This window comes from Kineosporia corallincola, from assembly GCF_018499875.1.
In the GTDB taxonomy this organism is placed as follows: Bacteria; Actinomycetota; Actinomycetes; order Actinomycetales; family Kineosporiaceae; genus Kineosporia; species Kineosporia corallincola.
The window spans coordinates 158,485-182,418 of the sequence record NZ_JAHBAY010000002.1 but is presented as its reverse complement, the minus strand read 5'-3'; the positions used below and the strand labels follow the sequence as shown (position 1 = coordinate 182,418).

At 70.8% G+C, this 23,934-nt stretch carries 21 protein-coding genes; 12 read left to right on the top strand and 9 right to left on the bottom strand.

The features are described from left to right. The first annotated feature begins 10 nt into the window (after positions 1-10). The 8 genes from KIH74_RS05065 to KIH74_RS05030 all read left to right on the top strand — a co-directional run bounded on the left by KIH74_RS05065 (position 11) and on the right by KIH74_RS05030 (position 6,580). Positions 11-796, top strand: a complete 786-nt coding sequence (locus KIH74_RS05065) for an NAD(P)-dependent oxidoreductase (protein ID WP_214154582.1) — start codon at positions 11-13, stop codon at positions 794-796. A gap of 18 nt (positions 797-814) precedes the next feature. Then, complete coding sequence (locus tag KIH74_RS05060) at positions 815-1,804, top strand: DUF6282 family protein (protein WP_214154581.1); 990 nt, start codon at positions 815-817, stop codon at positions 1,802-1,804. Continuing rightward, complete coding sequence (locus KIH74_RS05055) at positions 1,801-2,517, top strand: PIG-L deacetylase family protein (RefSeq protein ID WP_214154580.1); 717 nt, start codon at positions 1,801-1,803, stop codon at positions 2,515-2,517. The genes KIH74_RS05060 and KIH74_RS05055 overlap by 4 nt, the downstream gene beginning before the upstream one ends. After that, positions 2,514-3,143 (top strand): RraA family protein, encoded by a 630-nt coding sequence (locus tag KIH74_RS05050; protein ID WP_214154579.1) that lies wholly within the window; start codon positions 2,514-2,516, stop codon positions 3,141-3,143. The genes KIH74_RS05055 and KIH74_RS05050 overlap by 4 nt, the downstream gene beginning before the upstream one ends. Beyond that, positions 3,140-3,949: an ABC transporter ATP-binding protein gene (locus KIH74_RS05045; RefSeq protein WP_214154578.1), complete on the top strand. Its 810-nt coding sequence runs from the start codon at positions 3,140-3,142 to the stop codon at positions 3,947-3,949. Before KIH74_RS05050 ends, KIH74_RS05045 begins: the two co-directional genes overlap by 4 nt. Further along, on the top strand, positions 3,946-4,776 hold the full coding sequence (locus tag KIH74_RS05040; protein WP_214154577.1) for an ABC transporter permease: 831 nt from the start codon (positions 3,946-3,948) through the stop codon (positions 4,774-4,776). Before KIH74_RS05045 ends, KIH74_RS05040 begins: the two co-directional genes overlap by 4 nt. A 104-nt stretch (positions 4,777-4,880) precedes the next feature. Further along, the gene (locus tag KIH74_RS05035; RefSeq protein ID WP_214154576.1) at positions 4,881-5,900 is read left to right on the top strand and encodes an ABC transporter substrate-binding protein; all 1,020 of its coding nucleotides are present in this window, start codon (positions 4,881-4,883) and stop codon (positions 5,898-5,900) included. Between the two features lie 179 nt (positions 5,901-6,079). After that, positions 6,080-6,580 carry an RICIN domain-containing protein gene (locus KIH74_RS05030; protein WP_214154575.1) on the top strand — a complete coding sequence of 167 codons (501 nt, stop codon included), beginning with the start codon at positions 6,080-6,082 and terminating at the stop codon, positions 6,578-6,580. 89 nt (positions 6,581-6,669) lie between these two features. Here KIH74_RS05030 and KIH74_RS05025 read toward each other — a convergent pair whose 3' ends face one another. The 9 genes from KIH74_RS05025 to manD all read right to left on the bottom strand — a co-directional run bounded on the left by KIH74_RS05025 (position 6,670) and on the right by manD (position 21,079). After that, a complete protein-coding gene (locus KIH74_RS05025; RefSeq protein WP_214154574.1) occupies positions 6,670-7,728 on the bottom strand; it encodes a hypothetical protein in 1,059 nt (352 codons plus the stop codon). 299 nt (positions 7,729-8,027) lie between these two features. Then, a complete protein-coding gene (locus tag KIH74_RS05020) occupies positions 8,028-9,323 on the bottom strand; it encodes a hypothetical protein (protein ID WP_214154573.1) in 1,296 nt (431 codons plus the stop codon). A gap of 100 nt (positions 9,324-9,423) precedes the next feature. Then, complete coding sequence (locus KIH74_RS05015) at positions 9,424-13,968, bottom strand: DUF4062 domain-containing protein (protein ID WP_214154572.1); 4,545 nt, start codon at positions 13,966-13,968, stop codon at positions 9,424-9,426. A 60-nt stretch (positions 13,969-14,028) separates the two neighbouring features. After that, entirely contained in the window at positions 14,029-14,661 is a 633-nt protein-coding gene (eda, locus tag KIH74_RS05010; RefSeq protein ID WP_308113600.1) for a bifunctional 4-hydroxy-2-oxoglutarate aldolase/2-dehydro-3-deoxy-phosphogluconate aldolase, read from the bottom strand. Positions 14,662-14,732: 71 nt separating this feature from the next. After that, positions 14,733-15,734 (bottom strand): sugar kinase, encoded by a 1,002-nt coding sequence (locus KIH74_RS05005; protein ID WP_214154571.1) that lies wholly within the window; start codon positions 15,732-15,734, stop codon positions 14,733-14,735. Between the two features lie 34 nt (positions 15,735-15,768). After that, a complete protein-coding gene (locus tag KIH74_RS05000; protein ID WP_214154570.1) occupies positions 15,769-16,791 on the bottom strand; it encodes an L-idonate 5-dehydrogenase in 1,023 nt (340 codons plus the stop codon). Continuing rightward, complete coding sequence (locus KIH74_RS04995) at positions 16,788-18,173, bottom strand: MFS transporter (protein ID WP_214154569.1); 1,386 nt, start codon at positions 18,171-18,173, stop codon at positions 16,788-16,790. Before KIH74_RS04995 ends, KIH74_RS05000 begins: the two co-directional genes overlap by 4 nt. Before the next feature lie 105 nt (positions 18,174-18,278). After that, positions 18,279-19,874, bottom strand: coding sequence for a mannitol dehydrogenase family protein (locus KIH74_RS04990; protein ID WP_214154568.1), 1,596 nt, complete (start codon positions 19,872-19,874; stop codon positions 18,279-18,281). Then, a complete protein-coding gene (manD, locus tag KIH74_RS04985; RefSeq protein WP_214154567.1) occupies positions 19,871-21,079 on the bottom strand; it encodes a D-mannonate dehydratase ManD in 1,209 nt (402 codons plus the stop codon). Before manD ends, KIH74_RS04990 begins: the two co-directional genes overlap by 4 nt. A gap of 102 nt (positions 21,080-21,181) precedes the next feature. Here manD and KIH74_RS04980 point away from each other — a divergent pair, with 102 nt between their 5' ends. The 4 genes from KIH74_RS04980 (at position 21,182) to KIH74_RS04965 (ending at position 23,904) form a co-directional block, all read left to right on the top strand. Continuing rightward, a complete protein-coding gene (locus tag KIH74_RS04980; protein WP_246571542.1) occupies positions 21,182-21,898 on the top strand; it encodes a GntR family transcriptional regulator in 717 nt (238 codons plus the stop codon). A 130-nt stretch (positions 21,899-22,028) separates the two neighbouring features. After that, entirely contained in the window at positions 22,029-22,259 is a 231-nt protein-coding gene (locus KIH74_RS04975; protein WP_214154565.1) for a hypothetical protein, read from the top strand. Positions 22,260-22,453: 194 nt separating this feature from the next. After that, positions 22,454-23,002, top strand: coding sequence for a hypothetical protein (locus KIH74_RS04970; RefSeq protein ID WP_214154564.1), 549 nt, complete (start codon positions 22,454-22,456; stop codon positions 23,000-23,002). A 44-nt stretch (positions 23,003-23,046) separates the two neighbouring features. Beyond that, positions 23,047-23,904, top strand: coding sequence for a hypothetical protein (locus KIH74_RS04965; protein WP_372491999.1), 858 nt, complete (start codon positions 23,047-23,049; stop codon positions 23,902-23,904). Positions 23,905-23,934 lie beyond the last annotated feature (30 nt).

Sequence of the window (23,934 nt, the reverse complement as noted above, 5' to 3'; positions counted from 1 at the left end):
GAGGCGCGAAATGCACGTCGTCGTCGCGTTGCTCGGCCTCGGTGAGGCCGGGTCCGCCATCGCCACCGACCTGGTGGCAGCGGGCGCCACGGTGCGCGGGTACGACCCGAGGGTCCGCTCCGCGGGCCCGGCCGGCGTGCGGCTGCTGGCCGGCGAGAGCAGCGCGGTCACCGGCGCCCACCTGGTGCTGAGCGCCAACAGCGCCCACGACGCCCGCGACGCGGCGGCGGCCGCCGCTCCCGGCCTGGGTGAGCAGGCCGTGTTCGCCGACCTGAACACCACCTCGGCCCGGGCCAAGCAGGAGATCGCCGGGGTACTGCCCCCGGGGCGCTTCGCCGACGTCGCCCTGATGAGCCCCGTGCCCGGCCGCGGGCTGCGCACCCCGATGCTCGCCGCGGGCGACGGCGCGGCGCGGTACGCGCAGCTCCTGACTCCCCTGGGGGCCCAGGTCACGGTGCTGGACGGGCCCGCCGGCGACGCGGCCACCCGAAAACTGTTGCGCAGCGTCTTCTACAAGGGCATGGCCGCCGCCGCGGTCGAGGCCCTGACCGCGGCGGAGAAGGCCGGCCTGCGCGACTGGCTGGAGCGGCACCTGACCCAGGAACTGGAGGCCGCCGACGCGTCCACCCTCGGGCGTCTGGTCGCCGGGTCGCGGCAGCACGCCCTGCGCCGTTCCCACGAGATGGACGCCGCGACAGCTCTTCTGCGCGATCTGGGGGTCCCCGCCCGGATCGCCCCGGCCAGCCGCGATCTGCTGGCCGGCCTGGCCGGGCACGAACCGCCCGACCATCCGTAACCTCCGAAAGGTTCTCCCGTGAGCGATCCCGAGCACACCCAGCCCGACCACGACCCGACGGGGGACGACGGGCACCCCGCCCCGAGCGTCCGGGCCCGTGAACTGGTCGCCGGCGCCTACGACACCCACATCCACGTCGCCCCCGACGTCATGCGCCGCCGCATCGACGACGTGACGCTGGCCCGCCGCTTCCAGGACGTCGGTCTGGCCGGCTTCGTGCTGAAGTCGCACTACCTGCCCACCGCCGAGCGGGCGCAGGTGGTGCGCACCGTCGTCCCCGGTGTCGACGCCCTGGGTGCCGTCACCCTGAACGCGTCGGTCGGCGGCCTGAACCCGGTGGCCGTCGAGCTGGCCGGGCGCAGCGGCGCCCGCGTGGTGTGGATGCCGACCGTCGACTGCCGCAACCAGCGCGACAGCCACGCCCAGGCCCCGGAGGGGGCGACCCCGCCGATGTGGGCGCAGCTCCAGACCGAGCTGGCGCGCGAGGGCATCATGGCCCCGGCCATCGACGTGGTGGACGACGACGGCGAGGTGCTGCCGGCCGTGCGCCAGGTGCTCCAGGTCGTCGCGAAGTACGACATGGTGCTGGCCACCGGGCACCTGTCCGGCGCCGAGATCCTGGCCACCGTCCGCGCGGCCCACGACGCCGGGGTGCGCCGGATCGTGGTGACCCACCCGGAGTTCACCTCCCAGCAGGTACCGGTGCCGGCCCAGCGCGAGCTGGCCGGGTACGGCGCGCTGATGGAGCGCTGCTTCACCACCCCGCACAGCGGCAAGATCAGCTGGGACCTGCTGTACCGGCACATCCGTGAGGTGGGGCCCGAGAACTCGCTCCTGTCCAGCGATCTCGGGCAGCCGTTCAACCCGCCGGTGGAGGACGGCCTGGCCCTGATGGCCGACCGGCTGCTGGCCAACGGCTTCTCCGAGGAGGAGGTGCGGCTGATGGCCGTGGAGAACACCCGCCGGATCGCCGCACCGTCGGCCACGTCGCTCGGGAGCGCGGCATGAGCGCGCGCAGGCTCCTGGTCGTCGGCGCCCACAGCGCCGACTTCGTCTGGCGGGCCGCCGGGGCGATCGCCCGCAACAGCGCCGCCGGCGGTGAGTCGGTCGTCGTGGCCCTGTCGTACGGCGAGCGCGGCGAGTCCGGTGAGCTGTGGAAGCAGGAGGGGCAGACCGAGGAGAAGGTCAAGCGGATCCGGCACCAGGAGGCGGAGACGGCCGCGGCCGCGGTGGGGGCCTCGCTGGTCGCCTTCGACCTGGGCGACTACCCGCTGCGGATCACGCCGGAGGCGGTGGACCGGCTGGCCGAGCTGATCCGGGATCTGGCGCCGCACGTGGTGCTCACGCATCCGGACCGGGATCCGTTCAACCCCGATCACCCGATGGCGCACCAGGCGGTGGCGCAGGCCCGGCTGCTGACGTCGGGGGCGGGGGTGGACAGCGGGTTCCGCACCGCCCCGCCCACCGAGTTTTTGGTGTTCGAGCCGCACCAGCCCGAGCTGTGCGGCTTCGTGCCCAGCGTGTTCCTCGACATCACCGACGTCTTCGACCGCAAGAAGGAGGCGATGAAAGCCATGGCCGCGCAGCGGTATCTCCAGCAGTACTACGCCGAGCGGGCCGAGCACCGCGGCAATCACGCCCGGAAGGTGACCGGCAACCAGGGGATCCGGCAGGCCGAGGCGTTCCAGCGTCTGGTCCCGAACGTGGTGGGGCAGCTGTGAGCGGGCCCGGCGTCTACGAGCAGCTGGCGGCGCTGGGGGTGGCCACGGTGTACGAGGCGGCCGGGCGGCGGGGGCTGATCGACGTGGACCTGGAGCAGCTGCTGCCGGGGACGTCGGTGGCCGGCCCGGCCCGGATCGCGGCCTGCGCCCAGGACGACAACTGGGCCGTGCACAAGGTGATGCCCGCGGTGCGGCCCGGGGAGGTGCTGGTGCTGACCATGCCCGAGCCCCGGCCGGTGGCGCTGGTGGGTGATCTCCTGCTCACCCAGGCCCGGGTCGCCGGGGCGGCGGGGGTTCTGGTGGACGCCTCGACGCGGGACGTCGCGGACGTGCGGGATCTGGGGCTGCCGGTGTGGACGCGGTGGCGGCGCGTGCGGGGGGCGGTCAAGGACACGCCCGGCGAGATCGACGTGCCGGTGACGGTCGGCGGCCAGCGGATCGAGCCCGGTGACGTGGTGCTGATGGACGCCGACGGCGCCTGTGTGGTGCCGGCGGCGCGGGTCGCGCAGGTGCTGGAGGCGGCGCTGGCGCGGCAGGCGCGGGAGGCCGCGGCGCGCGCACGGTACGCGGACGGGGAGTTCAGTTACGACGTGAACGGGTTGCGGGAGAGGGAGGACCGGCTGTGAGCGCACCTCACCCGATGGCGGAACGGGCCGGGACGACGACGTCCGGGCCGGTTTTCGAGGTCCAGGGACTGGGCAAGTTCTTTCCCAAGGGCAACGAGGACATCGTCGCGCTGCGCGAGTACGACCTGCGGGTCGAGCCCGGCCAGTTCCTGGTGCTGCTCGGGCGCAGCGGCTGCGGCAAGTCGACCCTGCTGAACCTGCTGGCCGGGCTGACCCGGCCCTCGACCGGCACGATCCGATACCACGGCGCGCCGCTGACCGGGCCGGACACCCGGATCGGTTACCTCACCCAGCACGACACGCTGATGCCCTGGCGCGACGTCACCCGCAACATCGAGATGCCCCGTGAGCTGCGGGGCGACGACCGGCGCTCGCGCCGGCGCGCGGCGCTGGACCTGGTCGAGCTGGTGGGGCTGCGCGGGTTCGAGAAGCACTACCCGCGGGAGCTGTCGGGCGGGATGCGGCGGCGGGTCAGCCTGGCCCGGATGCTCTGCGGCGAACCCGAGACGCTGCTGATGGACGAGCCTTTCGGCGCCCTGGACGCCCAGTTGCGGATGGAGTTGCAGGGTGAGCTGCTGCGTCTGTGGCAGGGCAGCGGGCGCACGGTGGTGTTCGTGACGCACGACATCGAGGAGGCGCTGGTCCTGGCCGACCGGGTGGTGGTGCTGGGCCGGGTCGGGGCGGTGCTGCTCGACCAGCGCGTCGGCCTGCCGCGCCCGCGTGACCCCGACGACGTCCGGGTGGACCCCCGGTTCGTCCAGTTGCACCGGCAGCTCTCGTCCGCGCTGAAGGAGGGGGCCCGATGAGCGCCGCCACCTCCGCCCGGTCCGGGCCGGTGCGGGTGCCCGCCCGGCGCACCTGGTGGCAGCGGCACGGGCGCAGCACCCTGGTCTGGGGCTGGCGGGCCGCGCTGACCGTGGTGTTCGTCGTTGCCTGGCAGGTGCTTTCGGGTCCCGTGCTGGATCCGCAGTTCGTCAGCTCGCCCGGCGGCATCGTGTCCCGGCTGGGTGACTGGGTGGACGACGGCACGTTGTGGTCGAACAGCTGGATCACGCTCAAGGAGATCGTGCTGGGTTTCCTCCTGGGCGCCGGGTCCGCCGCACTGCTGGCCTACCTCCTGGCCCCGCTGCGGATTCTCTGGGACGTCCTGGACCCGTTCGTGATGGCACTGTACTCCATCCCGAAAGTGGCTCTCGCGCCGCTGTTCATCGTCTGGTTCGGGATCGGCACCGACATGAAGGTGCTCCTGGCGGCCGTCACGGTGTTCTTCCTGGTGTTCCTGAACACCGCGGTCGGGGTGCACGAGGTCGACCGCGGTCTGGTGGACGCGGTGCGGCTGATGGGTGGGGGACGACGCGACATCGCCCTGAAGGTGACCCTCCCGGCGTCCCTCACCGGCCTGCTGACGGGCCTGCGGGTGTCGATCCCCTACGCGCTCATCGGTGCCGTCATCGGTGAGCTCGTCGCCTCCAACCGCGGCCTGGGCTACCTGATCAGCGACTCCTCGTCGAAGTTCGACACCGACGGCGTGTTCGCCACCCTGGTGGTGCTCAGCGTGATCGCCGCCGCCCTGAACGGCCTGGTCAATCTGCTGGGCCGGCGTGCCGGCCGGTGGAAGCCGCTGGACTCCTGAACTCCTCAGTCTCTCTGCCTGTGCCTGTGCCCGACCGGTCGAAGGAGACCGCAGCGATGAGAACCGCCAGAACGTCCATAACCCGTTTTCGTGCAGTGGCTTTCGTGGCCGCCTTGGCTCTGCTGGCGGCCGGCTGCGCCGACCGGGGGTCGGACGAGCCGGCCACCGGCGCCGACGCCATGCGCCTGAACCTGGGCCAGACCAGCGACTCGGTCGCCTTCTTCCCGTTCTTCGTGGCCGAGCAGGAAGGCTATTTCGAGGACGAGGGACTCACCCTGGGTGAGCGCCCGCGTCTGGGGACCGGCGCCAAGTCGGCGGCGGCCCTCCAGTCCGGCAGCATCGACGTGGCCGGTGGCGTCATGACCGACGTGTACAACCTCTACGGCGTGAACGACGACGCCCAGCTGATCGGGACCCTGACCGACGAGTTCTACGTCGACATCGTCGCCGGTGACGGCATTCCCACCAGTGAGGACGACAAGCCGCTGGCCGAGCGGGTGAAGGCCCTCCAGGGCAAGAACATCGGGATCACCGGGCCGGGCAGCGGGACCGAGGCCCTGCTGACGTACCTGCTCAGACAACAGGGCATGGACGCCGAGACCGACATCACCATGGTCAACCTGGGCTCCGACCCCTCCGCCTCGATCGGTGCGCTCAAGGCCGGGCGGGTGGACGCCCTGTCGTTCTTCCAGCCGATCGGCCAGCAGGCCGAGGTGACGGGTGTGGGAAGGCTTTTCATCTCTCCCGCCCGGGGTGACGTGCCGGAGATGAAGGGCCAGACGCACGGCGTCGCCTTCACCACCCGGTCGGTCATCAACCGAAAGGGCCCGGCCGTGCAGGCGTTCCTGCGCGCCCTGAAGAGGGCCGAGACCCTGATCAACGAGGACACGGCGAAGACCACCGAGCTGTTCCAGGAGTACCAGGAGACGATGGACCCGAAGGCGGTGGCCGACATCCTGCCGATCCTTCAGGCCGAGGTGCCGGACGACCCCACCCCCGACGCCGAGGGCTACGGCACCTCCGCGACCTTCCACCAGGACAGCGGGCTGATCGAGCAGCCCCCGGCGTTCGACGACCTGGTGCCGGGCGACTTCATCGGCGAGGCGCTGTCCGCCGCCCCCTGAGACCGTCTGACCGTGGAGGGCCACACACCCACTCACACAACCGATCACGTGCCGGGACCAGGCGATCGCCACTCGTCATCATGACGCCACCCGGCCGCGTCAACGGCATCTCGTGTTCACCCCCGGTTCGCCGTCGCTGGACATGATCACGCAGCGACATTCTTCCTGGAGGGGACAAAATGCTGAAGACGATCGACAGTGCCCGTATGCGCCGGATGGGTTTCCTGGCACTTCTTTTCACGCTCGCGGCCACCCTGGTCACCCTGGTCAACCCGCTGCCGGCCAGGGCCGACGTGGTGCGCAACGTCACCAACATCGGCATCGGGCTCCAGCTCAGCTCCAACTTCGGCGACGGCACCACCGGTGACGTGTTCACGGTGGCGGCCAGCAGCTCGATCTACCACGACTGGTACATCGTCGACGGGAACAACGAGTTCATCAACAGCGGCACCTCGAAGTGCCTGAGCAGCAACTTCGGCAACGGGTCCTCGGGCGACGTGTATACCGTGCCGTGCAGTGGCTCGGTGTACCAGAACTGGCGGCGTGTGACCGGAACCGTCAGCGGCGGAACCCAGATCATCAACGTCGGTACCGGCTGGTGCCTGAGCAGCAACTTCGCCGGTGACGTCTACACGGTCGAGTGCAGCGGCGCCATCTACCACAACTGGAAGTTCGCCTGATCCCAGATCCCGGCGAAAACCCTGGCCCCCGGTCGTTCACCACGACCGGGGGCCTCGGCACGGGCAGATTCCTCATCGCACCAGGACGTTCAGCCACGGGCCAGATGCAGAGCCCGCTCCTGAGCCGCCGCCAGCCCGGTCAGGGCCAGCGCGGCCATCTCCCCCTCGGAAGGTTCACCCCTGGTGCGCCATTCGTAGAGCTCACGATCGGAATGCTCGGCCTCGACCACCAACGGGTGCGCACGAAGCGTCCTCAGCAGAGGATCCTGAGCATCATCGACATCCACGTCGACGACCGGCCTGATGCTGTCATGCAGAAACAAAGACCACGCACCCTCATCACCCGATCCGAAACCCACCTCTTGACAGACCTCTTCAGTGGTGAACGTGAAGTCGTCATCGTCCAGACCTTCGGGAATACTGACCCATCGGGACGGGCACACCGCCCGGGCGGCGGCGACCTCCGGAGCATCAAGCCTCCCGAGCAAGGTGTCAGCAGGCTCAAGACCGGGCACAGGATCCGACGGTTCCAGCTCCGGAACCACCTCACCGAACCACTCCAGAGCCTGGAAGAAAACCCTTTTCAGCAGGTCAGAATCATTGCGACCCTCCTGGGGTCGATCGCGCGGGCCTGGCCTCTTCACCTGTCCAGCGATCAGGTTGCCGATGACCAGGTGCGCACTCGTCCAATGACGCGGCTTCCGGCGCTTGATATGTGCAGGGCGCAGCAACACAAAATCTCCCTGCTCCTGGACACTCTCAAGCGGATGCCGCAGAATCCTCCACTCCACCTCCGGCGCCGCAGCCCGGGCGATGAAGACCTCACCGAAGTACGCCGCCAGAGCACCCCACAACCACACCACCTCAGGTCGCAGCTCCCCGACCCGATACCGATAGGGCCGCCGCAACGCCCATGCCGGAAGCTCACCGACAGAAGCCCAGACATCATCCTGCGCCAGCCGCTTGATCACCCAGCCCCACAACGGACCCAGACTCTCGACACTGCCATCAAGTTGCACACCCGACTGCTCACGTAACCAGTCGATCCCCACAGGGACAAAGGCGCACCAATCCTGAAGACGCGTAGCGTCTTCCGACGGGTCGCCCCCGTAGTCCTCGGGTGTCATAGGAGCGCGTGGTGTGCTCATGTCCAACTGTATGCCTCGCTTACGGTACTGGGATGTGGATGACGAACTTGATGTTGTAATCAACCAAGCACTTCAGAACGGCCGAATCAGGGCCGACTCCGTAGGTGCCCCAGCTGAATGAAGGGACAAAATGCACAACCTTTGCAGCAATTCGCCAATTATTAATGAGTGCTCGATCTTTAGCCATCTGAAGCCTTCAATCCCGCCGCCAGGTAATTTGCCGTTCACCGCGGCTACCGGACTGTTGGTTACCGCAACCCCAGCGCGTTCATCGCCGCGTCCCCTGCTTCACCGGAGCCTCAAAGATAAGGATTGACAGTCGGTTCCGACTCCAGCGGCGCCAGCAGGTGCTGGGCGCGAACGGTCGTGGCGGCAGCCGGCCAGTCGAGGAAGACGGCACCGGTCTGCGAGCATCCCAGCACCCGCCATGAGCCACCCGGCGCGACCTGGCCGACCGGGGCCAGATGATGATCCACGTAATAGCGCGTGTCCGGTCCGAGGAACCAGGCCACGGGCAGGCAGCGGCAGCGAAGATCGCGCAGTGACTCCTGGTGCCGCGCGAGGGCACGGCGCTCCCTGCGCCGGGGCAGGACGACCCGGCGCACGGTCACGGCCGACAGCGAGCCGACGATCAGGCCGCCCAGCAGAAGGAACGCCAGCACGGTATCCGAGGCGTTGCGGCCCAACCCCGCCGACGCGACCATACCGGCCAGCCCACCACCCAGGAACACGATCATGTCGCGGGCGTTCAGCTCCACACTGCGCCACTGCCGTGATCGGTAACCTCTTACCAGCAGCGAAGTCTCGCGATCCAGGCCGGGCAGCGGCACCCAGCGGGTCCAGGCGTACGTCAGGCCGAGCCAGATGATCACGCCGAACAACCGGAACAGGAGAATCAGGACCGGGCCGACCATCCAGCGCAGCACGCGCAGCGTCCTGTCCCACCGGCGGACGGGGATCACCTGCTCGGCCAGGTTCGCCCAGTACGCCCGCCGCTCGCGGGTGAGACCAGGCACCTGGACCGCCAGCGCCACCAGTCCCTGCGCGGCGTCGTGCCGACCATGGCGGTTCAGCAGGTGCAGCGTGCGCCGCACCGGGTCGTCCCCCGGTGTCGGCCCGACGGACTCCAGCCGGACGAAGGCCTGCACCGGGTCGCCCTCGGCCGCCTCCGCGGCGGCCACGACCGCGATCACGGCCGGGCCGGTGTCGATCGCGGCCTGTGCCGCCACGCCGGCCCGGTACAGGTCGTACGGTGCGGCGACCACGGCGAACACCCCGAAGTCCTCGGGGCCGGCCTCCGTCTGGGCGAGGATCCGTTCGGTGGCGTCCAGCTGTCCCGCGTCCCCGGCGGCCAGGGCGACGCATCCTTCCAGCAGCTCGTACAGCCCGGGCCGCCCGGCGTTGCCGCCGAGTGCGCGCAGGAACCGCTGGGCCATCGGGAGCTCACCGGCCAGCAGCGCGGTGCGCACCCCGTCCACCCGTTCGGCGGGCTCGTCCGCCGACAGCAGCTCGGCCGCCTCCCGGTACAGCCCCAGGCCCACGAGGTCCTGCCAGGCCGCCCGCCGGGTCGACGACGTCAGGGTGGGCGCGGTCATGATCACCGGCCCCCGGTCGGCGGGCCGATGACCGGCTTCAGCGGATGTGGCGCAGGTCATCGTCCGGCCCGGCCACGCTCACCGGCGCGATGCCGGTGGATCAGAACGTGGACCCGGCCACCTGGAAGGTGAGCGTCGGCAGGTCGCTGATGAGCGGCCGGTCCACGGCACCGAGATCCTGCCGGGTGACGCGTCTGGTGACGTGGGGGTCGTGGGCGGCCAGGAACCTCGCGGCAGCCGACCGGAGGGGGTCGTCGATGCCGACCGCGAGCGCCCGGTTCCGGACCGTTTCCAGCAGTTCCCGGTGCTGATCGGGATGACGCCGCAGGAGAGCCCCGGCCACGAGCTCGAGCACTGTGGCGTCCGGATCGCCGTGCAGGCGATCACGCAGCAGAGCCTCCACCTCGGGGTCGGCGGGTGACAGCTGGTCCAGCAGCATCAGCGCGTTGTGCCGATGCTCGGCGGCATCGGCGCCGAGTGCCAGGGTTCTCAGCCCGGCGACGACCGGGCCCCGGCCCGCCGCTTCGCGAAGGCGGCCGAGACTGCTGTCGATCCCGTCGTCGATCAGGTGCCCTTCCGCGTAGGCGAACAGCATCGGGTGATCCGGCTCGTACGCGGCCAGGACCTGTGCCGCTGCCTCCCACGAGCGATCGGGACCGATCCGCCCGGACAGAACGGTGAGGAGTTCGGCGCGCTCGTCGGGGCAACGACGCAGCAGCATGCTCGCCGCGAGCGCGACCACCGTCCCGCTGTCGTCCTCGGCCAGACGATCGCGCAGAAGCGTTTTCAAGCCGGGGGTTTCAGATTCCAGCCGGTCCAGCAGAAGCAACGCGTTGTGCCGCGCCCAGCCATCCTCGGCCCGCCCCGCGAGCACGAGCAACGCGGCCTGCGCAGCATCCGGGTCCGGAGCCTGCCGGAGGTGCTGGACGCGCGCCCCGAGATCGGCCTCGTCCTCCAGGAGGATTCCGTCGGCATGAACCAGAACCAGCGGGTGTCCTGGATCATCGGGCTCCAGCGTGTCTGCCGCCCGCGCGGCGAAACCAGTGCCGAGACCGAGCCCGGCGGCACGCTCCATGACGAGCGCACTCACCTGTCGGGGGTCCCGGGACCGCCGGTGCAGGGCGTCGACCGCGACCCCGAAGACCAGCCGGTCCGGGTCGTTCAGCACCCGGTCGCGCAGCGTGGCCTCGACTCCGGCGTCCTGTGGCAACAGCGTGTCCAGCAGGAGCAGGGCGTTGTGCCGGAGATAGTTCACGGCCGAGGTACCCGCGAGGTGGTGCAGGCCGGCCACGACCTGCTCGGGATCGCCGAGGCGGCGAACCGGTTCCAGACGGCTCTGGAGGTCGTCGTCAACGATGTCCAGGAAGTAGGGGCCTCGTTCCGGGAAGCTGAGCAACAGAGGCAGTCCCATGTCCCCGGCGCTCAGAACCAGTTCGGAGGCTCGCTTGACGAAACGATCCCGCAGATTCGTGTCGTCGGCCATACCGACCACGCGGTCGACGACGAAGCGCAGGACGGCCGGCCGTTCCCGCATGCCCCGCCGCAGGACGGCTTTGACGGTGAGGGCGAACACATCGTCATCGGGGTCGTTCGTCATCCGCTCATACAGCATCGCCTCGGTGTCCGGATCCTGCGGGAAGAGCGCGTCGAGCAGCGCGAGGGCGTTGTGCCGGGTCTCGTAGTAGAACGATGAATCCGCCAGGAAGCGCAGAGTGGCGGTCAGCAAATCTCCCCCCTCTCGCACCGGTTCCAGAAGAGCCAGGATCTGATCGGGATCGGTCAGGAGAACTCCGTCGACCACGCGGAGTGCGATCACCACCGGATGGCCGGGGCATTCGGGTTCGAGAGCGTCGGCCACCACCTCGATGAACGTCTCGCCCTGCTCGGCGGGGGTGTACACCGTCACCGGCCGGGATCGGCTCTCCGCGACGGCCCGGCCGACTGCCGCCTGCACCACGTCGTCCTGGCCCGGATGGCGCCGCAGGAGAGCCCGGACGGTGAACCCGAAAACCTCACCGCTGGAGTCATTCTCCAACCGCTCACGCAGGAGGGCATCGGTCTCGCTCCCCTCCGGGTCGGTGTGATCCAGCATGACCAGCGCGAACATCCGCACGGGCCAGTGATCATCGTGCCGGGCCTGCGCGAGGAGGGCGGAGCGCTGAGCCGGATCCAGCTCCTGTCCGGCGGAGACGGTGGAGACCGTGCTGCCCGAGTCCTCGGTCAGGCGCCTGATCGTTGCGACGGCACGGCGATCCCGGCTCGCCGCCACCGACGCCATGGCCAGAACCACCGGGGGGCGGTCCTCGTACAGGGAGTCCAGGAGCTCACAGGTCTGGACCAGCAGTGCGCTCCCCAGGAGCTGGCCTCCGCGTCGGGAGAACCAGTCGGCGTAGATCTCCCGGCCCGGCCAGCCAGGGCCGAGGTCCGTGGCGACGGATGATGCCGTGTGCAGCAACGACACCACCCGGCTGTTCTGCCCGTCGCCATAGCATTCCAGCAGCAGGATGATCTCGGCCAGGACCGCCCCGGCCACGTCCGCCATCTCCGGGGCCCCCTGGAGGTTGCGCACCTCGGGGAGGCACTCCACGGCCAGGCGGAGCCCTTCGGGAGACCAGAAGTGGTGCGGCGTGTCCTCCCACGGCCGGTCCGCATCCAGCAGGCGCCTCAGCAGCTTCGCCACATGTGTCTCGGCCAGCTGGGACACCAGCAGCCGCAGGATCTCCCGCCAGGTCGGGTCGTCCCGCCGGGCGACGTAGAGATCGCCGAGCTCGTCGAGCGTCATGGTCTGCGCGTGCTGGAACTGCTGGAGCACGGCGTCGGCGCAGAAGAACTCCAGAAAGGCGCGGTGCACGAAGGCGTACAGGTCCGGGCCCCACCGGCTGAGCACGAAGTCGCGATGGCGGAACTGGTCGATCATCGCCACCGCGACCGCCTTGGCCTGGGCCGGCGACTGCCGATAGCGGTTGACCAGGTAGTCCTCGAACAGCTTCTGCAATTCGTCGCGGTGCACGAAGTTGCCGGCCTTGCCGAACGCCCCGGTCTGCATGTTCCAGGCCAGACGCCGCAGCAGCTCCCGCTTGTCGTCCTCCGTGATGAAGTTGGTCTCCACCTGCCGGTCGCGCAGGTGCCGGCTGACGTCCCAGTTCTCCACCAGCACCCGGGTGGCCTGCTCGTAGGCCTTCCACCGTTCGCGGGGCAGTTGCTGCCCCTTGCCGATGATCGCCAGAACCGTGAGCAGCAGCGGGTTCCCGGCCAGTTCGAGGATCGGCCGGGACGAGTCGATCACCTGGATCAGGTGGTCGCGCCGGTGCGCGGCCTCCTGCGGGCGCTCGCCCAGGACTCTCTGGTACCAGCCGGTGAGGAACTGCTCGATCTGCCCCCGCTCCAGGTCTTGCAGAGTGTGGTGCGCGAAACCCGCGGCGGCCAGGCGGCGACGCTCGTATCCCCAGGTGCGGCTGGTCACCAGCACCCGAGCGGACGGATGCCGCTCGGCGAACCCGGCGATCTGCCGGGTGATCTCGGCCCGCTCGGCAGGCTCGAACACCTCGTCCAGACCGTCGAACACCACCAGTGCGGGCCCTTCCGCCCTCAGGTATCCCTCGAGCACGGACCGGGTCAGGCCGAGCCCGGAATCCGCCTTCTCCTCGATGAAGTCGAGCACGCTGCGCTGCCCACGGGCCCGGGCGGCGGCGTACTCACGCAGCTCCACCAGCACCGGCAGATGCCCGGCCAGCGACGGGATCCACGGCGAGCCGGGGGTGATCAGGTCGAGGACGAGCATCCGGGCCAGGGTCGACTTGCCGGCCCCCGGGTCGCCGAGCACCACCAGGCAGCGTTCGGCCATCACCACCGGCAGCACCGGCCGGCGCGGCTTGTCCCGGTAGGCCTGCTGGGCCGCGCGCAGATCGTCCATGCTCACTCCGTCGGGAAGCGACATCTCGTCGAGCTCACCGGCGATCTGCAAGCGCTGGAGCAGTTCGCGGGGCACCTCGACCGGCGGCGGGTCGACGCGCACGTCGGGCTGCACGAAGACCGTCTGCAACCGCACCGGCAGGCCGTCGTCGTGCTCCGGCGGGGTCAGGGCGGCCAGGTCGAGCCCGCCGTACTCCTGGTCGAGGCGCTTGTAGTACCCGGTCAGCAGAGCCGGATCGAGCAGCCCCAGGCTGGAGGTCTCGTCGCCGGCGTTCTCCAGGATCCACTGGTGCAGCGCCGTGGCCACCAGTTCCGGCAGTTGCTGCCCGAGGCCGAAGTACTTGACCGTGTGGTCGCGCGTGAGTTCCTCGCGCAGGGCTTCGATCCGGGTGGGGTCGCGGTCCTGCTGGGACCGCGGCCAGGGTGCGTCCTCGTGCAGCAGGAAGATCAGGCAGGGCTTGCCGGCCGCCTTCGCCGCCCGGTACTCGGCCTCGGTGACCGACCGGGTCTGCCCCTCGGGCACATCCCCGTAGCGCCAGGCGAAGACGCCCACGTAGACGTCGCAGGCACCGACGTCCTGCACGCAGACGTCGAGTGCCGGGCCGGGTTCCGCGTTGTAGTGCTCCATCGCGACGTCGAGCAGGTTCATCCGCCGGATGGTGTCGTTCAGGCTGGACCTGAGGTCTTTCAGGTCACGGAAGGTGGAGGAGACATACACCGAGCGCACGGCCACCGCGCCAGGCTACCCACAACGTCCGCCCAGGGAGTCCCTCATGCCGCGATTGCGCGGTCGCTACCGGCCCAGGGCCGCCCGCGCCGCGTCCACCGCCTCCGCCGCCAGCTTCGTGATCGCATCCCACTCCCCCGCGTTGATCAGGGCCCGCTCCACCATCCAGCTGCCGCTGATCGCCGGCACGCAGGGCAGGGCCAGGTAGTCGCCGAGGTTGGCCAGACTGACCCCGCCGGAGGGCATGAACGTCATCCCGGCGAACGGCGCGGACAGGGCCTTGATCATGGCCGGGCCGCCGAGCAGACCGGCCGGGAAGAACTTGACCTCGCGCAGCCCGAGCGACACCGCCGTCATCAGGTCGCTGGCGTTGCCGATACCGGGCAGGGCGGGCACGCCGAGTTCCTGCGCGCGGCGCACCACCTCGGCGTTCAGGCCGGGGCTGACCACGAACGTCGCACCGGCCTGAACCACCTCATCCACCTGGCCGGGGGTGAGCACCGACCCGGCGCCGACGGTCATGCCCTCCAGCGCGCCGAGACGGCGGATGCCCTCCAGGCCGGCGTCGGTGCGCAGCGTCACCTCCATCACCGCGATCCCCCCGGCCAGCAGGGCCTTCCCGAGAGGTACGGCCTGGTCGGGGTGGTCGATCACGACGACGGGGACGACGGGATGGGCGGCGAGCAGCGGTGCGGACACGAAGGATCTCCTGAGACGTCAGCTGGTACGGGGGGGTTACCGGCAAAGTGCGTGGGGACGACGAGAGCCCCTCAGCGTTCGACCTCGGCACCGGTCACGCCGAGGGCGGGCAGTTCGGCGCGGGTGGGCAGGCCCTCCCAGTCGCCGGGGGCCTGGCAGACCGCACCGCCGATGCGGTTGGCCAGCGACAGGCACTCCAGCGGCGGGCGCTGTTCCAGCAGGGCCGCGAGGTAGCCGCCGACGAACGCGTCGCCGGCGCCGACCGGGTCGGTGACCACGATCGGCGTGGTCGGGCCGTGGTGCGCGTCCTCGTCCTGGAGCGTGATCGCGCCCAGGGCACCGAGTTTCAGCACGATCCCGGCACCGAAGGCGGCGGCGAGTTCGCGGGCCAGCTTCTCGCCGTCCTCAAACGTATGGACGGCGAACGGGTCGGCGCCGAGCAGCAGCGCGGCCTCCTCCGGCCCGGCGAAGGTCAGGTCCGCGCGGCGCGCCAGGTCGGCCAGCACCGGCTGGGCCTGTTCGCGGGCCCACAGGGCGGAGCGGAAGTTGACGTCGAAGGACACGAAAGTGCCGTGCTCGCGGGCGATGTCGACGGCAGCGAGCACGGACTGCGCGGGTGCCGGCCCGAGGGCCGGGGTGATGCCGGTGACGTGCAGGACGTCGGCGGCGGCGATCACCCCGGCATAACGCTCCACGTCGGAGACCGACAGCCGGGACACGGCGCTGCCCTTGCGGTAGTAGCGCACCCGCAGGGTGCGCCCGCCCCGGGCCTCCTTCACCATCATCCCGGTGAAGGCCGCCGGGTCGCGCTCGGCCAGCACGGTGACGCCCTCGGCCCGCAGCTCACGGGTGATCAGGGTGCCGAAGTCGTCGTCGCCGACCCGGCTGATCCAGGTGCTGCCGAATCCCAGCCGGGCCAGGGCGATCGCGACGTTCGACTCTGCTCCCCCGATGCCCAGGGTCATCGCGGCGCCGTCGCGCAGGCGGGGGGCCGGCGGCGGCGTCAGCAGTGCCATCGTCTCGCCGAGAGTGACCACGCCGGTACCCCGGCCACCCGTCACAACCACGTTCACACTTCCGTTCCCTCGATGCGGATCATGCCTCACATCATCCGATCCGGAGCATGACCTTACTGCTGCCACTGGCCGGATCCAGTGCCACGTCCATCGCCTCTACCGCCTGTTCCAGGTCGAAGCTATGCGTGATCAGCGGGGTGACGTCGAGGCCGGCACCCAGGGCCACGACCGCGTCGGTGATCTCGTCGACGAACCGGTACGAGCCGGTCCAGGTGATCTCGCGGGTGACCAGATCGCCCAGCACGGCCTGGATCTCGGCGCCGGGCAGGTTGCCGACCTGCACCAGGGTGCCGCCCCGGGCCGTGGCCCGCAGCACCGCGCCCAGGGCGCGAGGTGAGCCGGAGGCCTCGAACACGGTCTCGACGTCGTCCGGCAGCGGCTGCGAGGCCACGTTCACGATGGCGTCCGCGCCCATCCTCGCGGCGATCGCCAGGGCCTGGTCGCTGACGTCGGAGGCGATCACGGTGCCGGCGCCGAGGAACTTCACGGCGGCCACCACCAGCGAGCCGATCGGGCCGGCCCCGTTCACCAGAACCGTCCTGCCGCGCAGGTTCCCGGCCCGCCCGGCGGCGTGCAGGGCCACCGCGAGTGGTTCGGCCAGGGCGCCCTGCCGGGTGCCGACCTGCTCGGGCAGCACCCGGATCTGGTCGGCGCGGGCGGTGCGGTACTGACTGAAGCCGCCGTCGGTGTGCGGGTCGAACGCGGCCGAGCCGAAGTAGCGGCAGGGCGCGTACAGGTTGGTGCGCCCGGCCAGCCGCTCGGGCATCAGCCCGTCGCCGACCAGCGTGGCCGGGTGCACGGTGACCGCCTGGCCCTCGTGCAGCCCGGTCACACCGTCGCCGAGTCTCGCGATGCGCCCGGCGATCTCGTGCCCGAGCACCAGCGGATGCTTCAGTTTCGCGGTGCCGGAGGCGGCATGGCGGTAGTAGGCGGTGTCCGACCCGCAGATCCCGCCCCACTCGACGGCGATCAGCACCTCGCCCTCGCCGGGCTCGGGATCGGGCAGTTCGTCGATGCGCAGGTCGCGCGCACCGTGCACCACGGCGGCCCTCATGCGGCGTCCTCCAGGGCGGACAAGTCACGGTCGCGCACCTCGGGGGCGAGGTAGGCGGTGACGAAGGTGATCAGCGAGTAGACGATGAGCATGACGGCGACGGGCCACCAGCTGCCGGTGGCGGCGGTGAGGGCGGCGGCGATGGTCGGGCCGATGCCGACACCGAGGATGCCGCCCAGTTCCTTGGCCACGCCGACCTGGGTGAACCGGTTACGGCCGCCGAACATCTCGGACATGGTGACGTTCTCGACGGCGAACAGGCCGAGCACCGAGACGTTGTAGCCGAGGATCATGCCGAGCATCAGGGTGGAGTTGCTGCCGCTGGTGATCATCAGCAGGGCCGGGAAGGCCAGCGGCACCGACAGGCCGCTCATCAGCATGTAGACCGGGCGGCGGCCGAAGCGGTCGCTGAGCATGCCGATGACCGGCACGGTGACGAACCCGGTGGCGGCACCGATCAGCAGGGCGTCGGTGGCGACGGCCTTGTCCATGGCCAGAGTGCTGCTGATGTAGCCGACCAGGAAGGTCTGGATCAGGCCGGAGTTGCCGGCCTGGCCCAGGCGCAGCAGCAGGGCCAGCACGAACGCCCGGCCCTTGCGCTGCTTCAGCCCGGCCTCGAGCTTGCTCTGCCCGTGTGCCGTTTCGGCCTTCTTCAGCTCCGCCCGGTCCAGGGCGACGCCGTCGACCACGTCGTCGCGGCCCTCGAACGCCGGGCTCTCCTTGACGTTACGGCGCACCCACAGCGCGAAGACCAGCAGCACGAAGCTGGCCAGGAACGGGATCCGCCAGCCCCAGCTCTGGAGTTGCTCGTCGCTCAGCACGGCCAGCAGGACCGCCCAGATGCCGGTGGCCACCAGGGTTCCGGTGTTGGTGCCGAGGGCGACCAGCGAGGAGATCAGGCCGCGGCGGCGTTTCGGCGCGTACTCCACGAGCATGACCGTGGCACCGGCGATCTCGGCGCCCGCGCCGAAGCCCTGCACCAGGCGCAGCAGCACCAGCAGGATCGGGGCCAGGATGCCGATGGCCTGGTAGGTGGGCAGCGCGCCGATCAGGGTGGTCGAGCCGCCCATCATCGCGATGGTGATGAACAGGACCTTCTTGCGGCCGATGGTGTCGCCCATCCGCCCGAAGTAGAACGCGCCGGCGATCCGGGCGAAGTAGCCGACGCCGTAGGTGGCCATCGCCGCGATCAGGCCGATCGCGGGGCTGACGTCGGGGAAGAAGATGGTGTTGAAGACCAGGCCGGCGGCCAGCGAGTACAGCTGGAAGTCCATGAATTCCATGGCGGTGCCGAGCCATCCGGACATCGCGGCCCGGGACAGGTCCCGGGTGGACCGCGCCGGCGGGGCCGTGCCGTTCACGGCCGACGCTTCAGTGCTCATCGATTGCTCCCTTGCTCATCGACCGGGCGCCCCAACACGACACCCTTGTGTGGCAGATGAAATATACAAGCTCTGTTCGTCAGGACAAGAGGGGTGGGGCCCCGTTCACAGCGGGACGCTGCCCGCGGCGAACGCGGGCAGCAACGACTCCACAGCCTGGGTCAGGGACGTGTCCTCGGCCAGGTCCGGCGCGCCGAGAACGGCCAGCAACCGGCCGATCACCCCCGCGGGCGGGCCCTGCCAGCAGGCGGCCAGGGCGGCGGCGGCCGGGTCGGTGGTGGCGAACAGCTGCCCGCCGGTGGCCGGGTCGGGCCGGGTCGCGTTGGCCCAGGCCGCCAGCGCCAGCGTCTGGTGGTACCCCATTCGCTGTCCCACCTGCTGTCCAACCATGGACGACGAGGAGCCCGCTCCCTGCTCCCGCAGCACCTGGATCCAGCGCTGGGGCAGTTTCAGCGACCCGTCCGAGCCGATCTGGCGCAGCTCGTGGTGGATGGCGGTGTTCGCGAACCGGGACACCAGGTCGTCGGCGTAGCGGGCCGGATCCGGCCCGGCCTGCGGCGTGCCGTTGCGCACGTGCGGCAGCGAGCCGGCGGCCTCGGCGGCGAAGCCCCGCACGAAGTTCTCGCCCCAGCCGGTGGCGAGCACGTCCGCGACGGTGCGGCAGCCCGCCGCCAGGCCGAGATAGGCCAGCCCGGAATGACTTCCGTTGAGCAGCCGGAGCTTGGTGAGCTGGAACGGGCCCACGTCGTCCACCCATTGGGCCCCGCCGTGCTGCCAGGCCGGTCGGGCCGCGCGGAAGGCGTCCTCCAGCACCCACTGACGGTACGGCTCACCGGTGACGGCCAGGGCGTCGTGCACCCCCAGCCGGGCGGCGGCCTGGTCCAGGTCGGCCCCGGTGGTGGCGGGCACGATCCGGTCCACCACGGTGGAGGGGAAACCGACGCCGGTGTCGATCCAGTCCAGCAGCCGGTCGCCGTCGGGCCAGTGCGCGGCGGTGACGAAGTCGCGCACCACGCCGGCCAGGGCCGGGCCGTTGGCGTCGAGGTTGTCGCACGAGACCAGGTCGATCGGGGCGCCGCCGGTGCGCAAGCGCCGGGCCAGCGCGACCGCGAGCGTGCCCACGACCGTCCGCAGCGGGGGCACGTCGCCGGAACCCGTACCTGACGTACCTGCCGCACCGGCCCGGCACAGGTCCAGGTCGGCGGCGATCAGCGGGTCGCCGAGGTTCAGCCGGCCGGTGGAAGGGCTGCGGTGGTAACCCTTCTCGGTCACAGTCAGGGTGACGGTGGTGACGCCCGGCGAGGCGATGAGCTCGTGCAGCGCGGCACCGTCGGTGGGCATGTGCAGCGCGCCGACCAGCGAGCCCACCACCTTCGGCGCGCTGCCGGCCGGGGACCGGGTGGTCACCGAGAACAGGTAGTCCTGGCGCCGCGCCCGCCCGACCACCGCGGCGTCGCGCGGGGCGACCACCACGATGCCGGACTTCTCGCCGGTGGCCGCGGCGGCCGCCTCGGTGTACACCGCCTGGTGCGCCCGGTGGAACGCGCCGAACCCGAAATGCACCATCCGGGGCGCCAGGTCGCGCGGGTCGACGGCCGGGCGGCGGTCCGCCGCCAGCGTGTGCAGGCTCTCCAGCGTCAGGTTCTGGTCCTGCGCCAGGCCGCCGGCGGGGGTTTCGTCGTCCTCAGTTCTGTTGCTCACCAGTCGTGCACCGACCCGTCGAGACGGCGGGCGACCGGCAGGTACTTCGGGTCGTAGGGATAGCTCTCGGCGGCCTTCTCGTCGTACTCCACGCCCAGGCCGGGGGTTTCGTCCACGTCCAGCATGCCGTTCGAGAGGGTGACGCCGGTGCGGAACACCTCCATCGTCTCGGCGACGTGCGGCATGTACTCCTGGATGCCGAAGTTCGGCACGGTCAGGTCCAGGTGCACGGCCGCGGCCAGGCTGACCGGCGACAGGTCGGTGGCGCCGTGCGACCCGGTGCGCACCTGGTAGAGCGCAGCCAGGTCGAAAATCCTTCGCAGGTGCGTGATTCCGCCAGCGTGCGTGACGGTGGTGCGGACGTAGTCGATGAGCTGCCCGGTGATCAGGTCCTTGACGTCCCAGATCGAGTTCAGCACCTCGCCGGTCGCGATCGGGGTGGTGGTGTGCTGCCGGATCAGCCGGAACGCCTCCTGGTTCTCGGCCGGCGTCGGGTCCTCCATCCAGAACAGCCGCAGGTCCTCGACCGCCCTGCCGAAGCGTCCCGCCTCGATCGGGGTGAGGCGGTGGTGGACGTCGTGCAGCAGGTGGAACCCGAAGCCGAACTTCTCCCGCACCGCGGCCAGGTAGGTGGGCGCGAAGTCCAGGTAGGCCTCGGTGGACCAGGGCTGCTCGTCGGGCAGGCTGGTGCTGGCCGGCTCGTACACCACGCCCTTGCGCACGCCGTAGCTGCCGCCGATGCCGGGCACCGCGGTCTGGGCACGGATCGCCTGGTAGCCCAGGTCGCGGAAGCGGGCCACGTCGTCGAGCAGCGAGGGCACGTCGGTGCCGGAGGCGTGCGAGTAGACCAGCACGCCGTCCCGCGAGCGCCCGCCGAGCAGCTGGTACACGGGCAGGTTCGCGACCTTGCCCTTGATGTCCCACAGGGCCATGTCGACGGCGGCGATCGCGGTCATGGTGACCGGGCCGCGCCGCCAGTAGGCGCCCTTGTAGAGGTACTGCCAGATGTCCTCGATGCGGGCCGGGTCGCGGCCGATCAGCAGCGGCACGAGGTGGTCGCGCAGGTAGCTGGCGACCGCCAGCTCGCGGCCGTTGAGGGTGGCGTCGCCCAGGCCGCTCACCCCGTCGCTCGTGGTGATCCGGAGGGTGACGAAGTTACGTCCCGGGGAGGCCACGAAGACCTCCGCCCGCTCGATCGTGCTCACTGGCCCATCTCCTTCGGCGGCAGCGCTTGAGTGCAGAGCTAGTATACAAGCACTTGTTCTTCAGAAGCCGTGGTCGGGAGGGAGTCCATTACGATGACGGGCATGTCCCCCCGTAAAGCCGGTGGCAGCAGTCGGCTGGCCGTCTACGAGTCCCTGCGCCGGCGCATTCTGGGGCTGGAGCTGGCACCGGGCGCGGCGCTGTCGGAGAACGACCTGGCCGCCGAGATGGGGGTCTCCCGCACCCCGGTGCGCGAGAGCATGATCCTGCTGTCCGAAGAGGGCCTGGTGCAGGTCTTCCCGAAGGTCGGCACGTTCGTCTCCCGGGTCGACGCCACCCGCGTGGCCGATGCGCAGTTCCTCCGCGAGGCGGTGGAACTGGCTGCGCTGGAAGACATCCCGGCCACCCCCGACCCCGACCTGGTCGCGGCGCTGCGCGAGAACCTGGAGCGCCAGCAGGTGGCGGGCACCGACCGGGAGGAGTTCTTCCGGCTCGACGAGGAGTTCCACCACGCCCTGCTGCGCCTGAGTGGCCACGGCAACTCGTGGTCCACCGTCGCCTCGGCCAAGGGGCACCTCGACCGGGCCCGGCGGCTGGGACTGTACGACGCGGCGTCCCCCCGCCCGTTCGTCGAGCAGCACGCCGACGTGCTGACCGCGGTGCTGTCCGGCGACACCGAGGCCGCCCGCACCACCCTGCGCGGGCACCTGCGGGCGGTGTTCGAAGACGTCGAGCGGGTGCGCCGCCGCTCCCCCGAGCTGTTCGCCACCGACCCCGACGCCGTACCGGTGCGGCGCAGCGTGGCGGTCTGGGGGAACTGATCCCGGCCCCTTGCCGGTCCTGCCCCGACGATGTCACAAGGGGCAGGGCGCTTCGTTCCTCTTGTCCCGGTGCGGACCGGTTCTGCACACTGGAGACCTGCCGCTGGCGCGAGCATTCTGGGGGTCGGCCGTGAAACCCGACGTAGCAGCCGTCCTGATCATGGGCGCCGTGGTCGCGGTCGTGGTGATCATCCTGGTGGTGCGGGGCATGAGCGCCGTGCCCGGCGCCCGGCCCGCCCCGGAACCACCCACCTCGATCCCGGCCCGGCTGGTCCGCCTGGTGCGGTGGCTGGTGATGGCGGTCGCCGGGCTGGTCGCCGCCCTGATCGTCCTGGACTTCCTGGTCACCGCGCTGTCCTGAGAGTGTTCCCGGCCGGCGCCGCCACGAGGATCTGCCGAGCAGGCCGGGAAATCTCGGCGACCTGCGTCTGAACATTCGGTGAGCACTGCCGCGCCCGCCGTGATCGCGCGTCTGGCGGCTGCCCCGGTGTGCGACCTTGCACAGTGCGCACGGGAAGTGCACGGACGTCCGGATGTGGCCAGGGAGAAGGCAGTATGCGCACGACCAGAGGTGGGGCCGTTCCCGGGAAGGGACCGGTGCTGGCCGGCCTGACAGTGGCCCTGGCCCTCGCCGCCTGCTCCGGTCCGGCCCGGGACCAGGGCCCGCAGACCGCCTCGCCGTCCCCGGTCACCACGACCAAGGCCGCGAACCCTGTCCTGGGTGGCACCTACACCCGCCAGGACGTGCTGGACATGTACGAGAAGGACGGCGGAGCGCTGCGTCTGAGCCTTCCGGTCACGCTGCCGGAGGGGTACTCGTTCGTCGGGTTCCTGCCGCCGGACGTCCGCGAGACCGCCTCCGGTGAGCGGGTCGTGGCCCGCAAGGCCTGGTTCGACCTGGGGCAGGAGACGCTGACCATCTGCGTGGAGTCGGTGCCGGTCGCCTCCGGCGTGTGCCCGGACACGAACATCGGCGTCAGCCGCACCCGCAACGGCGTGCTGTGGAGCGTGTCCACCGAGGTGCCGGTGTCGTACGACACCGCGTTGTGGGGTCAGGCCCGGTACTCCGCGAACCCGGCCGACTGGACCTGGCTCGAGGAGTAGGACACCGTCGGCAGCAAGGCGGCGGCAACAGAGCTGGGGATGGCATGCTGCCGTCCGTGCCCGATCTCTCCCCGCTCGACGCCGCGACCCGGCGGTTCTGGCGGCTCACCGGCCGTCCCGTCGACCTGGGCGGTGAGCACACCTGGCTGGACGCCCCGCGTAATGCCGGCCCGGACGTCGGGGACGCCTGGGTGGAGCAGGCGGCGCGGGCCCTGGGCGGCCGGCCGGTGCACGACCTGCCCGGCGCCGGGCTGTACGCCGACCTGTCGGTGCTGGACGGCCCGGGTTTCCGGGCCGCCGACCTGCACCCGCTGGTGCGGGACTTCTACGAGCACACCGCCGGCTGGGGCATGGACGCCTGGACCCAGTGGAACCTGCTGTTCCAGCCCGGTGGGGAGCTGATCTCGCGGTTCTTCGGCCGCCGGCTGCGCCAGCTCGCCCTGCCCACCCGCCCGCTGGACGTCTCCCGCGGCATGGACAGCCGCGTCGTCGCGCTGCTCGACGGCGCCGGTGCGCAGCAGGGCGCGGCCTGGCTGCGGACGTTGCGGGCGACCGGGGAGTGGGTGTTCAGCGGCTGCTACACGGTGCGCACCCTGCCCGGCGCCGGGCGCCCCAGCGTGCACGTCACTTTCCCGCTGGAGGCGGGAAACGTGCAGGTGTTCCTGCGCCCGCGCGTCCTCGCCGGTGGGGCGCTCGAACTGTCTTCCCCCGCCGGGCCTTTCGGGGCCGACGGCGCGTACGTGACGGTCAGCGAGCACGGGCGCGCCCACGCGGCCCGGGTGCCGCTGCACGAGACGTTCACGATCTTCGTGGACGACGAGGGCGTGCTGCGCACCGACCACAGCCTGCGCCTGTGGTCGGCCACGGTGGTGCGGCTGCACTACAAGCTGACGGGCCCGTAGGGTCGAGGAACTCCGGCGCCTTCAGGGGGT